We start from the raw sequence: 14,488 nt of genomic DNA on the forward strand, positions 1-14,488 counted from the left end.
CTCACCCGATTCAACATGCCAGTTCCCACCAGTCCGCCCAAAATGAGTGCGCCCATCGATGCGGTGCAAGTACGCGATTTCTTTTCCCGTCCGGCGCGCGTCGCGCCATCGGACTTCCTGCGCCGCGAAGTGTCGGCACGCATGCACGAGCGCCTGGAGCTGGTGAAAATCACGCCGCACCGCGTGCTCGACGCCGGCTGTGGGCCTGGCGCGGATCTGGCGCAGTTGCAAAAGGATTATCCCGCTGCGCAGATTATCGGTCTCGATGCAGCGCAAGCGATGATGCAGGCGGCGCGCGCGCCCGCGTCGAAACTGGCGAGCCTGAACCAGTTCCTCAGCAAACTGCTGCCGGCCAAGGCGGGCGTGGATTTATTGTGCGGCGACCTCGGCGATTTGCCGCTGGCGCAGGGCAGCATCGACCTCGTGTGGTCGAACCTGGCGCTGCATTGGCATGCCCAGCCCGACCGTGTGTTTGCCGAATGGCGGCGCGCGCTGCGTCTCGATGGCTTGCTGATGTTTTCCTGTTTCGGTCCCGACACCTTCCGCGAAGTGCGCGACGCCTTTGCCGAGGCCGATTTATATCCGCATGCCTTGCCCTTTGTCGACATGCACGACTTTGGCGACATGCTGGTCGAGACGGGTTTTTCCACGCCCGTGCTGGACATGGAAATCATCACTGTCACCTACGACACGGCGGAAAAATTGCTGGCGGACGTGCGCGCCTTTGGCGGCAATCCGCTGACCACGCGGCGGCGCGGTCTGATGGGCAAGGCGGCCTGGCAGCGCATGCTGGCCGCGCTGGAAAAGATGCGCCGTCCCGATGGCAAGCTGGGTCTGAGTTTCGAGGTGATCTATGGCCACGCCTTCCGTCCCGCGCCGCGCGTGACGCGCAATGGCGAGGCGATCATCCGCTTCGACCTGCCGCGAAAACCCAAATAAAAGTGTAAAGAAACCGACACTTGGTCGCCATCCGCGCATGGATGTTGCAGCAACCGTTGCAAAGCGCGCGGCGGCCGGGAGTAGGGCGCGCACAAAGCCGATTATTGCTTGATGGATTCAAGTTTACTTGATTATAATCGTTGATTGTTTGTCAGCTTGTTAAGTAGAAAAAACAAGGGCTGCATACAAAATAAAAAAAACAAAGCAAGACTAATTCGAAGTTACTGCATTAGTATAGTAACCATCTTCCACACAAGGCCATTTCAGTGTGGGGAAGAAAAACAGGGTTCCAGCATGGTTGTCCGTCAGCGTTTTGGCGTCGGCAGCCAGCATGGAATTCGCTGGTGCTTGACGCACATGGCCGCATTCTGGCCGTGTTGCTTTCATGGAGGAGCGGCAGCGGTCCAGTACGGAGAAGTCCGCAGCCGTTTAAAATATCATTATTTTTGGGTGGTTGGGGAAAACATGACACATGCAAAGCGACTTCAATCGTTGCTGCTCGGGCTGTCTTTGACAGCGTTTGGCATCGGGCGATGGGCCACGGCGGCACCGGCTGCCGGTACCTATCCCGGCACCGGCGGTCCCGTGCCGTTCGAAATGAATCTGCAACCGCCGGCGACACAGATCGCCCATGAAATCTACGATTTGCACACCCTGATGATGATCATCTGCCTGGTGATCTTCGTAGCCGTGTTCGGCGTCATGTTCTATTCCATCTTCAAGCACCGCAAGTCCCTGGGCCACAAGCCGGCCACTTTCCACGAAAGCACCACCGTCGAGATCGCCTGGACCGTCGTGCCTTTCCTGATCGTCATCGGCATGGCCCTGCCTGCCACGCGCACCGTGGTCGGCATGAAGGATACCTCGAACGCCGACATCACCATCAAGGCCACCGGCATGCAGTGGAAATGGGGCTATGACTACCTGAAAGGCGAGGGCGAAGGCATTTCCTTCCTTTCCAACCTGGCCACGCCGCGCTCGCAAGTGGGTGCGCCTGGCGTGCCGCCGACGGAAAAACGGGGCGAAAACTACCTGATTGAAGTCGACAATGAAGTCGTCGTGCCGGTCAACAAGAAGATCCGCGTGGTGCTGACGGCCAACGACGTCATCCACGCCTGGTCCGTGCCCGCCTTTGGCGTCAAGCAGGATGCAATTCCCGGTTTCGTGCGCGACACGTGGTTCAAGGCTGACCATATTGGCACCTTCCGCGGCAATTGCGCCGAGCTGTGCGGTAAGGAGCACGCGTTCATGCCCATCGTCGTCAAGGTTGTCTCGGCCGATGACTACAAGGCCTGGGTTGATGTAAAACAAAAGGAAATGGCGGCATTGGCCGATGATCCAAGCAAGGTGTGGACCATCGACGAATTGAAGGTCAAGGGCGAGAAAGTGTATGCGGCCAACTGCGTGGTTTGCCACCAGGCGACCGGCAAGGGCGTGCCCGGTGCGTTCGCGCCGCTGGACGGCTCGGCCGTGGTGAACGGTCCGAAAGCGGATCAGATCCACGTCTTGCTGAACGGGCAAAAGAGCGGCAAGTATCCCGCTGAAATGCCAGCCTGGAAACAGCTGTCCGACACGGAAATTGCCGCAGTGATCACTTACACGCGCAATACCTGGTCGAACAAGGCCGCAGAGAACATCGTTCAACCAGCCGAAGTCGTGGCTGCACGCAAGTAATTAGGAGCCGCATATGAGTACTAGCACGAGCACCTTGGACCACGCCGGTCACGATCACGACCATGCCCACGACCACCCGACTGGCTACCGCCGCTGGCTGTTTGCCACCAATCATAAAGATATCGGTACCTTGTACCTGTGGTTCTCGTTCATCATGTTGCTGTCGGGCGGCGTACTGGCCCTGATGATCCGTACGGAACTGTTTCACCCAGGCTTGCAATTCTTCCACCCCGAATTTTTCAATCAACTGACCACCATGCACGGCCTGGTGATGGTGTTTGGCGCCATCATGCCGGCCTTCGTCGGCTACGCCAACTGGATGATCCCGCTGCAAGTGGGCGCCTCCGACATGGCCTTTGCCCGCATGAACAACTTCTCGTTCTGGCTGCTGCCGCCGGCCGCGCTGCTGCTGGCCACGTCCTTCCTGGTGCCGGGCGGCGCCACGGCTGCCGGCTGGACCCTGTATGCGCCGCTGTCGACGCAGATGGGCCCTGGCATGGACATGGCCATTTTTGCCATGCATCTGATGGGCGCCTCGTCCATCATGGGTTCGATCAATATCATCGTTACCATCCTGAACATGCGCGCCCCTGGCATGACCCTGATGAAAATGCCGATGTTCTGCTGGACCTGGCTGATTACCGCGTATCTGTTGATCGCCGTCATGCCCGTGCTGGCCGGCGCCATTACCATGACCCTGACGGACCGCCATTTCGGCACGTCCTTCTTTAACGCGGCAGGCGGCGGCGACCCCGTCATGTACCAGCACATCTTCTGGTTCTTCGGCCATCCCGAGGTCTACATCATGATCTTGCCGGCATTCGGCATCGTCTCGCAGATACTGCCTGCGTTTGCCCGTAAGCCCTTGTTCGGCTATGCCTCGATGGTGTACGCCACGGCGTCGATCGCGATCCTGTCCTTCATCGTCTGGGCGCACCACATGTTTACCACCGGCATGCCGGTGACCAGCCAGCTGTTCTTCATGTACGCGACCATGCTGATCGCCGTGCCGACGGGCGTGAAAGTGTTCAACTGGATCGCCACGATGTGGAAGGGTTCCATGACGTTCGAGACGCCGATGCTGTTCTCGGTGGGCTTCATCTTCGTGTTTACCATGGGCGGCTTCACGGGCCTGATCCTGGCCGTCACGCCGATCGACATCCAGTTGCAGGATACCTATTATGTGGTGGCGCATTTCCACTACGTGCTGGTGGCCGGTTCGCTGTTTGCCCTGTTCGCCGGCTTCTACTACTGGTCGCCGAAATGGACGGGCCACATGTACAACGAGACGCGCGGCAAGATCCACTTCTGGCTGTCGCTGATCACGTTCAACGTGACCTTCTTCCCGATGCACTTCCTGGGCCTGGCCGGCATGCCGCGCCGCTACGCCGACTATCCGGCGCAGTTCACCGACTTCAACATGATCGCCTCGATCGGCGGCTTCGGTTTTGGCCTGATGCAGGTGTACTTCCTGTTCTTCGTGGTCTTGCCGACCATCCGCGGCGGCAAGGCTGCGCCAGCGAAACCATGGGAAGGTGCGGAAGGCCTGGAATGGACCGTGCCGAGCCCGGCGCCTTTCCACACGTTTGAAACGCCGCCGACAGTGAAATAATGGGTATCCCGGGCCGGCGTGTTGCGCGGCCCGTCTTGAATAAAGTGCCTGTCATGACCGAAGTGAAAACTGAGCGTAAAAAACCGAACAACCTGCGTACCGGGCTGATATTGGGGGCCCTGGCGGCCTTCTTCTTCCTGTCCGTGTTCGTCAAGCGCATGTGGCTCTGACGTGACGACGCCCCACCAACAGGAAACACGCGGCCTGAACCGCAAGATGCTGGGCAAGCTGATCGTCATTGCCGTCCTGATGTTTGGCTTTGGTTATGCCCTGATTCCCGTCTACAAGCAGATTTGCGAAGTGATGGGCATCAACGTGCTGACGCAAAAAGATGGCACGGTAGCTTACGACAACAATACGCAGGTTGACACGACGCGCAGCATCACCGTCGAGTTCGACGGCAATGCGCAGGGGCCATGGCGCTTCCGTCCGACCGTGTCGAGCATGCAGGTGCATCCGGGCGAACTGGTGACCGTCATGTATGAAGTGGTCAACACGCAAAACCGCGTCGTCAATGCGCAAGCCATTCCCAGCTACGCGCCGCAGAGCGCCACGCCGCATTTCAAGAAGGTCGAGTGCTTCTGCTTCAAGCAGCAGACCTTGAAACCCCACGAGGCGCGGCAGATGCCGGTGGTGTTCTTCCTCGATCCGGCCCTGCCGAAAGAGGTGAAAACCATCACCCTGTCGTACACGTTTTTCGAGATTGCCGGTCTGAGCCAGGCTCAGACGCCGGCCGTCCAATAGGAGAGTGTCATGGGCGAATCCAAGCAGCCTGAAAAAGCGTCGTTCCTGTATTCGCTGCGCGCCGTCGTGTGGTCATTCACGGGTCTGCGCCGCAAGAGCGATTTCGACACGGATTCGGCCAAGCTTAACCCCGTGCACATCGTCATCGCCGGCTTCCTGGTGGTGGCTTGCCTGATCGGCATCCTGATTTCAATTGTTAAATTCGTCGTTTTATAAATTATAAAAAACCACCCTATAAGTTTTTGAGGAGATGATGATGAGTTCCAACCACGCCGCCGTACCTTATTATTTCGTGCCCGGCCCGTCGCGCTGGCCCATGCTGGGCGGCGCCAGCCTGCTGCTGACCATGATCGGCGCCTCGGCCTGGGTCAACGACGTCTCCTGGGGCCCGTACGTGAATTACCTGGGCATCGCCGGCATCCTGCTGGTGCTGTATTTCTGGTTCGGCGACGCCATCAGCGAATCGGAGCAGGGCCTGTACAGCGAGCGCATCGACCACTCCTTCCGCTGGAGCATGAGCTGGTTTATCTTTTCGGAAGTCATGTTCTTCGCCGCTTTCTTCGGCGCCCTGTTCTATGCGCGCAGCATCTCCATGCCGTGGCTGGCCGACCTGGACCACAAGGTGATCTGGCCCGATTTCGCCGCCCACTGGGGCAATACGGGCCCGGCCGGCACGGTGCAGGAATTTACCACCATGACACCGTTCTGGATTCCGACCATCAATACGGCCTTGCTGCTGCTGTCGGGCGTCACCTTGACCATCTCGCACCACGCGCTGCGCGCCGGTCACCGCGGCATGACTGCCCTGTTCCTGTTCGCCACGATTTTGCTGGGCGCCATCTTCATGGGCTTCCAGGTGTATGAATACGTGCACGCCTACAGCGAACTGAACTTGAAATTGACGTCCGGCATCTACGGCGCCACCTTCTTCATGCTGACGGGCTTCCACGGCTTCCACGTGACCCTGGGCGCCATCATGCTGTCCGTCATCCTGTACCGCGTGCTGAAAGGCCACTTCACGCCCGATCACCACTTCGGCTTCGAAGGCGCCGCCTGGTACTGGCACTTTGTCGACGTCGTCTGGCTGGGCCTGTACGTGGTCGTGTATTGGTTATAATGGCGGGGCAGGGCGCGCGTGGTTGAAGGGCGCGCCGGCACCATAAAAAAAGCCGTACCGGGAGATCCTGGGTACGGCTTTTTTCTTAGTGTGAAGAATTTGCCAATCAGGCAATGTCGGGCCCTAATGAATTCCCGTCGGCTGGATATAGCCCAGCTTGTGCGCCAGCAGGATCAGTAAAAACAGGGTGATCGACAAGCCCACGCGCAGGGCCAGCGCCTGCACGGTGCGGTTGCTCTTGCCCTTGTCGCGCATGAGGAAGAACAGGGCCGAGCCCAGGCTGCCCAGGATCAGGATGAAGGCAATGGCAACGAGGATTTTCATGGATGGTAGCGCCAGGCTTGAGGAGGTTTCATTGTAATGCGTATCCGCTTCCATTTTAGATGGATTCCATTTGTTGTAATGCTGCTACTGGTGGCCCTGGGCGTGTCGCTGGCGCAATGGCAGCAGCGCCGTGGCGACGAGAAAGTCGCCCGTGCCGCCCGGCTGGAAGCTGGCAACCAGGCCGCGCCGCTGGCATTGAGCGCCGCCCCCATGCTGCCGGCCGACGCGCAGGCGATCGAGTATCGCCGCGTCACCGTGACGGGCCGCTTTGTGCCCGCCTGGACGGTGTACCTGGATAACCGTCCTTACAAGGGCCAGGCAGGTTTCCACGTGCTCACGCCATTTCAGATCGATGGCTCCCCCATGCACGTGCTGGTGGCGCAGGGCTGGCTGCCGCGCAACAATGCCGAGCGCACGCGCATTCCCGACTACGTTACACCGGCTGGCACAGTGACGATTTCCGGCATCGCGCGCCTGAACGCGGGCCATGTGATGGAGCTGGGCACGGCGCCGCCCCTGGCACCGCACGCCATCGTGCAGAATGCCGATATTGGCCAGCTGGCCCAGGCCAGCGGCCTGGCCTTGCAACCTTTCATCCTCGAACAAACAGTCAATCCAGTCAATCCAGTCGATTCAGCAGCGGTGCCAGCATCCAGCCAGCTTCCCGTGCGCGACTGGCCGGCGCCCGACCTGGGCGTCGACAAGCACCGCGGCTATGCCTTCCAGTGGTACGCACTGGCACTGATGGCTTTTTTATTTTTTGTCTTTACAGGATTTCGACGTGCAAACAAACAACCCTGACGCAACGCAAGACAGCAGCAATAAACAGGCACAGAATACGGGACGGTGGAAATTGCTGGCCGTCGTGGCCGTGTGCGCCTTTCCCATCATCGCTTCGTATTTCACGTATTACATCATCAAGCCCACGGGCCGCAACAATTACGGCGCCCTGATCGATCCCCGTTTGCATCCGATACCGGAAGCCCAGCTGCAGGTGACGGAACTCGATGGCAAGGCGTCACCGCTGGCCCAGTTCAAGGGCAAGTGGGTGCTGCTGCAAACGGGGCCATCCGACTGCCAGGAAGCATGCAAGAAGCAATTGTTTGACATGCAACAACTGCGCCTCATGCAGGGCAAGGAGCGCGAACGCCTGGAACGGGTCTGGCTGGTGACGGACGCCCAGCCGCTTGACACCCTGGTGATGCGCGAATTCGATGGCACCAGCATGCTGCGCGTGAATAACGATGCCTTGAAAGCCTGGCTGCCCGTGGAGCCGGGTGGCAAGACCAGCGACCATTTCTACCTGATCGATCCGCTGGGCAATCTGATGATGCGCTTCCCGAAGGATGCGGACCCGAACAAGATCAAGAAAGACATCGCCAAGCTGCTCAAAGCTTCGGCGATCGGTTGAGGAGTCTGCATGCCGACGATGCATCTCTCCGCGCTGGCCCAGCTGGGTCTGACTGGTTTGCTGGTGGCGCTGCTGCCGCTGACCATGGTCTGGGTGTCCGCGGACGCCAATAAATACCGCAAGCTCGTGTGGATCGCCGTCTTCCTGACGGTCGACCTGATCATGTTTGGCGGATTTACGCGCCTGTCCGATTCCGGCCTGGGCTGTCCTGACTGGCCAGGTTGTTATGGTTCTGCCAATCCCTTCCTCGCGCACGAACACATCGTGGCGGCGGAAACCCTGATGCCGACGGGCCCGGTGACGGTGGTGAAAGCGTGGATCGAAATGACGCACCGCTACCTGGCCATGGCCATTGGCGTCTTGATCGTGGCGATGATGGTGCAGGCGTGGCGCCAGTGGCGTAAAAGCAAACGCGCGGAATTCGCGCCCACGCTGCCGACGGCGCTGTTCCTGTTCGTCTGCCTGCAGGGTGCGTTCGGCGCCTGGACCGTTACCTTGAAGTTGCAACCGGTGATCGTCACCATCCATTTGTTGCTGGGCATGGGCTTGCTGGCCATGCTGACGTGGCTGGGCGGGCGCCAGGACCATGCCGTCCAACCCGTGCTGCGCGCCGATGCGGAAGAGTCCGTGCTGCGCCCCGTGCGTGCGCTGGCCATTTTTTCGCTGGTGCTGTTGACCGTGCAGATCGCGCTGGGCGGCTGGGTGAGCACCAACTACGCCACCCTGGCCTGCACGGATTTCCCCCTGTGCGGCGGCAAGGTGATTCCGGAGATGGATTTCGAGCATGGTTTCCATCTGTGGCGCGAACTGGGCAAGACGGCCGCCGGCCACTATTTGCCGTTTTCCGCGCTGACGGCCATCCACTGGGTGCACCGCAATTTCGCCTTCATCGTGGCAGCCGGCGTCGGCTATACCGTGTTTCGCGCGTGGAAGCTGCCGTCCTTGCGCGGCACGGCACGCTGGGTGGCGCTGGTGCTGACCCTGCAAGCGGCCACGGGCCTGGCGACCATCTACCTGAGCTGGCCCTTGTCGATTGCCGTCATGCATAACGGCGGGGCGGCGCTGCTCGTGTTATTGCTGACCATGTTAAACTACAAGGCTAAATTCCAACTCGATGTTGCGCGCAATGTTAAGCGCGCTTGCGCCTCCGCGCCAGTGCCCTCGGCACCAGCCAGTCCTTCCCGTATCGCATAAATGACTACTCAGACCATCAGCCGTAAACCATCCCCCCGCATCGCCCAGTATTGGGCGCTGACCAAGCCCCGCGTGACGCAACTGGCCGTGTTTTGCGCCGTCATCGGCATGTTCCTGGCCAGCGAGGAGTTGCCGGACTGGCATGCGGTGGTGTTCGGCACCATCGGCATCTGGCTGCTGGCCGGTGCTGCGTTTGCCGTCAATTGCCTGGCCGAGCGCGAAATCGATGCGCGTATGGCCCGCACGGCGCGCCGCCCGATGGCCATGGGCGACATCTCCGTCAAGCAGACGGTGGTGTTCGCGCTGGTGATCGGCGGCCTGGGCATGGCGATTCTGTACCACCTCGTCAATCCGCTGACCATGTGGCTGACCTTTGTCACCTTTGTCGGCTACGCCCTGATCTACACCATGGTGCTCAAACCCGCTACGCCGCAAAACATCGTCATCGGCGGTCTGTCCGGCGCCATGCCGCCCGCGCTGGGCTGGGCCGCCGTCGCCAACGACGTGCCGATGCAGGCGTGGCTGCTGGTCCTGATCATTTTTGTGTGGACGCCGCCGCATTTTTGGGCCCTGGCCATGTACCGCCGCGATGATTACGCGCGCTCGGGCTTGCCCATGCTGCCCGTCACGCACGGCTTGAAATTCACGCAATTTCACGTCTGGCTGTACTCGATCGCGCTGGCCGCCACCACCTTGCTGCCGTACGCCGTGCGCATGAGCGGCCTGATCTACCTGGCTTCGGCCGTGGTGCTCAACGCCGGCTTCCTGTACTACGCGTGGAAGATGTACCGCCACTACACGGACTTGATCGCGCGCAAAGCCTTTACGTTTTCCATCATCTACCTGGCCTTGCTGTTCGCGGCATTGCTGGTCGACCACTACATTCCCCTCGGCACATGAAAAAAACCCTGACTCTGTTGTTGGCGGCCGCGCTGGTCGCCGTCCTGGCCGGCTGCGGCAAGCCTGCCGCGACCAAGCTGGCCTTCAAGAATACGGACGTGACGGGCCTCGGCTACGCGCGCGAGTTCGCGCTGACGGACCACACGGGCCACCCGCGCACCCTGGCCGACTACAAGGGCAAGCTGGTGCTGATGTTCTTCGGCTACACGCAATGCCCGGACGTCTGTCCCACCACCATGGCCGACATGGCCCAGGTGATGCAGGAAATGGGGCCGCAGGCGGAGCAGGTGCAAGTGCTGTTCGTCACCGTCGACCCCGAGCGCGACACGCAAGCCTTGCTGGCGCAGTACGTGCCCGCCTTCGACAAGCGTTTCGTGGGCCTGTATGGCGACGCGGCCGCGACAGCCAAGGTGGCCAAGGAATTCAAGGTGTATTACGCCAAGGTCGAGGGCGAGACGGACGCAAGCTACACGGTCGACCACACGGCCGGCACCTATGTCTTCGACCGCGCAGGCAAGATCCGCCTGTTCGTGCGCCATGGCGAAAAGCCTGCCGCCATCGCGCACGATCTTAAACTTCTGCTATCCTGACCCGGTCGCGCCTTCAAGGCGCCATCTTCAGGATACGCAGTACATGGATAAACGTTTCGAGCCGCACGCCCGCCTGGCAGCCATCATCTTCCTGTTGATCGGCTGCTTTTTCGTCTTGCGGCCCTTCCTCGCGGCCATGCTGTTTGCCGCCTGCGTGGGCATTTCCAGCTGGCCCCTGTACCTGCTGCTGCTCGAGCGCCTGAAAGGCCGGCGCAACTGGGCGGCCGCCATCATGACCGTGTCCTTGATCCTGGTCATCGTGCTGCCGCTGGCTCTCGTCACCTACAACCTGGCCGACAATGTGTCGCGCATCTATGAACAGCTGCGCGCGGCGCTGGAATCGGGCGGCCTGCATCCGCCGGCCTGGCTGGCCAGCATTCCCGTGGTGGGCGAAACCATCGCTGGCTATGTGGAGCGCCTGCTCGCCGACCGCGAGGAATTATTGAATTTGGGTAAAACCATGCTGGAACCGGCGCGCCACTTCCTCGCTTCCGGCGGCATCCTGCTGGGCACGGGCCTGGCGCAGACCAGCCTGGCCGTGTTCGTCAGCTTCTTCCTCTACCGCGACGGCCAGCAGCTGAGCCGCGCCTTGATGACGGGCGCCGGCCGCATCATCGGCGACAGCGCGCCTGGCGTGGGCCTGACCATCAGCCGCACCGTGCGCGGCGTCATGTACGGCTTGCTGGGCACGGCGCTGGCGCAGGCGCTGGTGGCCGTGGTGGGCTTTTTGATCGCCGGCGTGCCGGCCGTGGCGCTGCTGGGCGTGGCCACCTTCATCTTTTCGCTGATCCCCGTGGGCCCGCCCCTGATCTGGGGCGGCGCCGCCATCTGGCTGTTTACCGACGGGCAGACGGGCTGGGGCATCTTCATGCTGGTGTGGGGCGCGCTGCTGATCAGCGGCGTGGATAACGTCGTCAAACCCATGCTGATCAGCCGCGGCAGCAGCCTGCCCTTTCTGCTGGTGCTGCTGGGCGTGCTGGGCGGCGTGCTGGCCTTCGGCTTTGTCGGCATCTTTATCGGGCCGACCCTGCTGGCGGTGCTGTACAGCTTGCTGCAAACGTGGACGGTGGGCGAAACCACCGTGCCACAGGGCAAAGATACGCTGACCTTGAAAAAAGATTAATCGCGCAAGTCCGCATCCAGGTCCCGTTCCTGCTTCGGGATCACCTTGATCAGCACGATGCGGGGTCCGTTCATCTTCTTGACGACGATGTCGAAGTCGACGAAGGTGATGCGCTGGCCCTGCTTCGGAATGTCACCGAGCTTGACCATGATCAAGCCGCCCACCGATTCCACGTCATCCAGGCCCAGCTCCTCGTTTTCGATATCGATGCCGAGGATGCGTTCGAGCGAGAAGATGGGCAGGCTGGCCTTGCCGATCAGGGTGCCGTCGCTTTGCTTGAGCCAGTCGTTTTCATTGCGGCGGAATTCGTCGCGGATTTCACCGACCATGGCGCCGAGCAAGTTATCCAGCGTAATGAAACCCAGCGGGCGCTTACCCTTCTCGCCGATCAGGGCGAAGTGGGGCGCGCCGTCGCGGAAGCGGCGGAACAGTTCCAGCGCCGGCGTGCGCGCGGAAATGATGTCCACGGGACGCAGGAAGGGCGTGAGCGAGGTGATCGGTTTGCCCGCCTGCTGGGCAAAGAACAGGTCTTTCAGGTGCACCACGCCCAGCACGTCGTCTTCATTCATGTCGAAATACGGATAGCGGCTGAAGCGGTTGCGCAGCACCGTGTCGAGGTTTTCTTCCAGGGTGTTTGACGCGTGCAGGGCGATCACTTCATTGATCGGGCGCATCAGGTCCGACACCGTCATCTGTTCGAAATCCAGCGACTGGGCCAGGATGTTGCGCTCGTCGCGCGTAAACTTTTCGCCCGGCTGGCTGGTGCGCAGAATCAGTTTCAATTCTTCCGATGAGTAATGGGCATCGTGGCCGCCCTTGCCGGACAGGCCCGCCATGCGCAGCACCCAGTTGGCGCTGGCGTTGAGCAGGTAGATGGCCGGGTACATGGCCCAGTAAAAGCCGTACAGGGGAATCGCGCTCCACAGGCCGACGGCTTCCGGGTTGCGGATGGCCATCGATTTGGGCGCCAGTTCGCCCACGACGATATGCAGGAAGGAAATCACGCTGAAGGCGACGACGAACGAGACGCCGTGGATCAGCTCTTGCGACGAGACGCCGATGGCGCCGAATAGAGGTTCCAGCAAGCCGGCAAACGCCGGTTCGCCGACCCAGCCCAGGCCCAGCGACGCCAGGGTGATGCCCAGCTGGCAGGCGGACAGGTAGGCGTCCAGCTGGCCATGCACCTTGGCCAGGATGCGGCCCCGTAGTCCCTGTGTCTTGGCGATGGCGCGGATGCGTGTGCGCCGCAAGGTGACGATGCCAAATTCGGCGGCAACAAAAAAACCGTTCAGCGCGACCAGGAAGAGGGCGAGCAGGACTAGCAAGACATTGTGCATGGGGGCGCAAAAAGATGGGCTGTAAAAACGTCATCTTAAACGACGAAGGGCGCCATAGCCTAATTTAGCCGCGCCCGCCGCCCGTGCAGGCGGGCGGGCGCGGTAGGTTTTTCACGTTTTTTCAGCTATTTTCAGCCCTTGGCCGCCGTTTGCGGCCCGCCGCGCATAGCAAAGACCATGACGGCCGAGACGATGGCGGGGATGGCGACGACGAGGAAAATCGTGCTGTTGGGCCAGTTCAGGCGGATCAGCTCGCCACCGAGCACGGGGCCGATGATGGAGCCGATGCGCCCGATGCCCAGGCTCCAGCCGATGCCCGTCGAGCGCAGGGTGGTCGGATAGTAGCTGGCCGCTAGGGCGTTGACGGCAGGCTGGCCGCCCACCACGCAAAAGCCGGCGATGAAGATCGTGATGAACAGGAAGGCCAGCGACACGTCAGGACGGCCGATCAGGGCAATGGCGACTGCGGCAACCAAAAAGCACGGCAGCAGGATGCGGCGGAAGCTGGAGCGGTCGATCAACTGGCCCATGACGAGGGTGCCGATGGTGCCGCCCACTTGCAGGGCCGTGCCGGCCAGCACGGCGTTCGCCGTCGACAAGCCCGCTTCCCTGGCGATCGTCGGCAACCAGTTCGACAGGAAATACAAGTTCAGCAAGTTCATGAAATTGATGACCCACAACAAAATCGTCATCTTGGCGCGGCCGCCCGTAAACAATTGCAGCACGGGCGCGCCCTTGTGTTCCTTCTCATGCACGACGTATTGCGTGTCGGCCGTGATGGTCACCGTCGGGTCGATGCGTTTCAGCCATTTGGCGACTTTATCGAGCTTGCGTTTCTTGAGCACCAGGAACTGCATCGATTCCGGCAGCAGGAAGAACATCAGCACGCCGATGACCAGGGGCACCACGCCGCCCACGTAAAACACGGATTGCCAGCCGAAGGCGGGAATCAGCGCGGCCGATAATAATCCGCCCAGCACGGCGCCCAGGGTAAAGCCGCACGAGACCAGCATCATCAGGGTGACTTTCTTGCGCAGGGGGCTGTATTCGCCGGCCAGCGCCATGGCGTTCGGCATTACGGCACCGAGGCCCAGACCCGTGATGAAACGGATCAGCTGCAATTGCTCGATATTCGTTGCCAGCGGCGTGACCAGCATGCACAGCGAAAAGAAGATGGTCGAGCCGATCAGCACGGGACGGCGGCCGAACTTGTCGGCCGTGATGCTGAAGACGAGCGAGCCGACCAGCATGCCCAGCAGGCCCGCGCCAAACACGGGGCCCAGGTTGGCCTTGCTGACATGCCAGTCGGCAATGATGGCCGGTGCCACATAACCCATGGCCTGCACGTCGAAGCCATCCATGATGACGCACAGCCCGCACAGGATCAGCATGCCGATCTGGAAGGAGCCGATCTTGTTGTTATTGATGAGATCGGGAATATCGATCGTCTTGCCTGCCGTGGACATGGTGCCGCTCCTGTTTTTTATGGTGATCGCGCCCTTCCAGCGAGGGACAGGCGCGTG

General features: G+C 60.9%; 16 protein-coding genes. 13 read left to right on the plus strand and 3 right to left on the minus strand.

Features of this window, described 5'->3' with window-relative positions; translation table 11 throughout:
* The first annotated feature begins 15 nt into the window (after positions 1-15).
* The 7 genes from CSQ93_RS21115 (at position 16) to CSQ93_RS21140 (ending at position 6,086) form a co-directional block, all read left to right on the plus strand.
* A complete protein-coding gene (locus CSQ93_RS21115) occupies positions 16-939 on the plus strand; it encodes a methyltransferase domain-containing protein (protein ID WP_233516282.1) in 924 nt (307 codons plus the stop codon).
* A 465-nt stretch (positions 940-1,404) separates the two neighbouring features.
* Positions 1,405-2,613, plus strand: coding sequence for a cytochrome c oxidase subunit II (gene coxB / locus CSQ93_RS21120; RefSeq protein WP_099379735.1), 1,209 nt, complete (start codon positions 1,405-1,407; stop codon positions 2,611-2,613).
* A 13-nt stretch (positions 2,614-2,626) separates the two neighbouring features.
* The gene (gene ctaD, locus CSQ93_RS21125; RefSeq protein ID WP_034749009.1) at positions 2,627-4,225 is read left to right on the plus strand and encodes a cytochrome c oxidase subunit I; all 1,599 of its coding nucleotides are present in this window, start codon (positions 2,627-2,629) and stop codon (positions 4,223-4,225) included.
* A gap of 53 nt (positions 4,226-4,278) precedes the next feature.
* Positions 4,279-4,395 (plus strand): cytochrome oxidase small assembly protein, encoded by a 117-nt coding sequence (locus CSQ93_RS29535; RefSeq protein ID WP_216350353.1) that lies wholly within the window; start codon positions 4,279-4,281, stop codon positions 4,393-4,395.
* A gap of 1 nt (position 4,396) precedes the next feature.
* A complete protein-coding gene (locus CSQ93_RS21130; RefSeq protein WP_081344910.1) occupies positions 4,397-4,969 on the plus strand; it encodes a cytochrome c oxidase assembly protein in 573 nt (190 codons plus the stop codon).
* A 9-nt stretch (positions 4,970-4,978) separates the two neighbouring features.
* Positions 4,979-5,185, plus strand: coding sequence for a DUF2970 domain-containing protein (locus CSQ93_RS21135; RefSeq protein WP_034749002.1), 207 nt, complete (start codon positions 4,979-4,981; stop codon positions 5,183-5,185).
* Between the two features lie 40 nt (positions 5,186-5,225).
* The gene (locus tag CSQ93_RS21140; protein ID WP_099379804.1) at positions 5,226-6,086 is read left to right on the plus strand and encodes a cytochrome c oxidase subunit 3; all 861 of its coding nucleotides are present in this window, start codon (positions 5,226-5,228) and stop codon (positions 6,084-6,086) included.
* Positions 6,087-6,209: 123 nt separating this feature from the next.
* On the opposite strand, the gene CSQ93_RS21145 is transcribed toward CSQ93_RS21140, so the two are convergent.
* Entirely contained in the window at positions 6,210-6,410 is a 201-nt protein-coding gene (locus CSQ93_RS21145) for a twin transmembrane helix small protein (protein ID WP_034748996.1), read from the minus strand.
* A 36-nt stretch (positions 6,411-6,446) separates the two neighbouring features.
* On the opposite strand from CSQ93_RS21145, the gene CSQ93_RS21150 reads away from it, so the two are divergent.
* From CSQ93_RS21150 to CSQ93_RS21175, 6 genes are read left to right on the plus strand one after another with little or no spacing between them, the layout of a single operon-like run.
* On the plus strand, positions 6,447-7,211 hold the full coding sequence (locus tag CSQ93_RS21150) for an SURF1 family protein (protein WP_099379736.1): 765 nt from the start codon (positions 6,447-6,449) through the stop codon (positions 7,209-7,211).
* Positions 7,192-7,821, plus strand: a complete 630-nt coding sequence (locus CSQ93_RS21155) for an SCO family protein (RefSeq protein WP_099379737.1) — start codon at positions 7,192-7,194, stop codon at positions 7,819-7,821. The genes CSQ93_RS21150 and CSQ93_RS21155 overlap by 20 nt, the downstream gene beginning before the upstream one ends.
* An 18-nt stretch (positions 7,822-7,839) precedes the next feature.
* A complete protein-coding gene (locus CSQ93_RS21160) occupies positions 7,840-9,015 on the plus strand; it encodes a COX15/CtaA family protein (protein ID WP_099379805.1) in 1,176 nt (391 codons plus the stop codon).
* Entirely contained in the window at positions 9,016-9,915 is a 900-nt protein-coding gene (gene cyoE / locus CSQ93_RS21165; protein WP_099379738.1) for a heme o synthase, read from the plus strand.
* A complete protein-coding gene (locus CSQ93_RS21170) occupies positions 9,912-10,505 on the plus strand; it encodes an SCO family protein (protein WP_099379739.1) in 594 nt (197 codons plus the stop codon). The genes cyoE and CSQ93_RS21170 overlap by 4 nt, the downstream gene beginning before the upstream one ends.
* 43 nt (positions 10,506-10,548) lie before the next feature.
* Positions 10,549-11,628, plus strand: coding sequence for an AI-2E family transporter (locus CSQ93_RS21175; RefSeq protein ID WP_099379740.1), 1,080 nt, complete (start codon positions 10,549-10,551; stop codon positions 11,626-11,628).
* Here the strand turns inward: CSQ93_RS21175 and CSQ93_RS21180 are convergent.
* Both CSQ93_RS21180 and CSQ93_RS21185 read right to left on the minus strand, forming a co-directional pair.
* Positions 11,625-12,965, minus strand: coding sequence for a hemolysin family protein (locus CSQ93_RS21180; protein WP_099379741.1), 1,341 nt, complete (start codon positions 12,963-12,965; stop codon positions 11,625-11,627). The two genes, CSQ93_RS21175 and CSQ93_RS21180, sit on opposite strands and share 4 nt — an antisense overlap.
* Before the next feature lie 131 nt (positions 12,966-13,096).
* Complete coding sequence (locus CSQ93_RS21185; RefSeq protein ID WP_099379742.1) at positions 13,097-14,431, minus strand: MFS transporter; 1,335 nt, start codon at positions 14,429-14,431, stop codon at positions 13,097-13,099.
* Positions 14,432-14,488: the final 57 nt, after the last annotated feature.

Origin of the sequence: Janthinobacterium sp. BJB426, from assembly GCF_002735705.1 — a bacterium.
Lineage (GTDB): Bacteria > Pseudomonadota > Gammaproteobacteria > Burkholderiales > Burkholderiaceae_D > Janthinobacterium.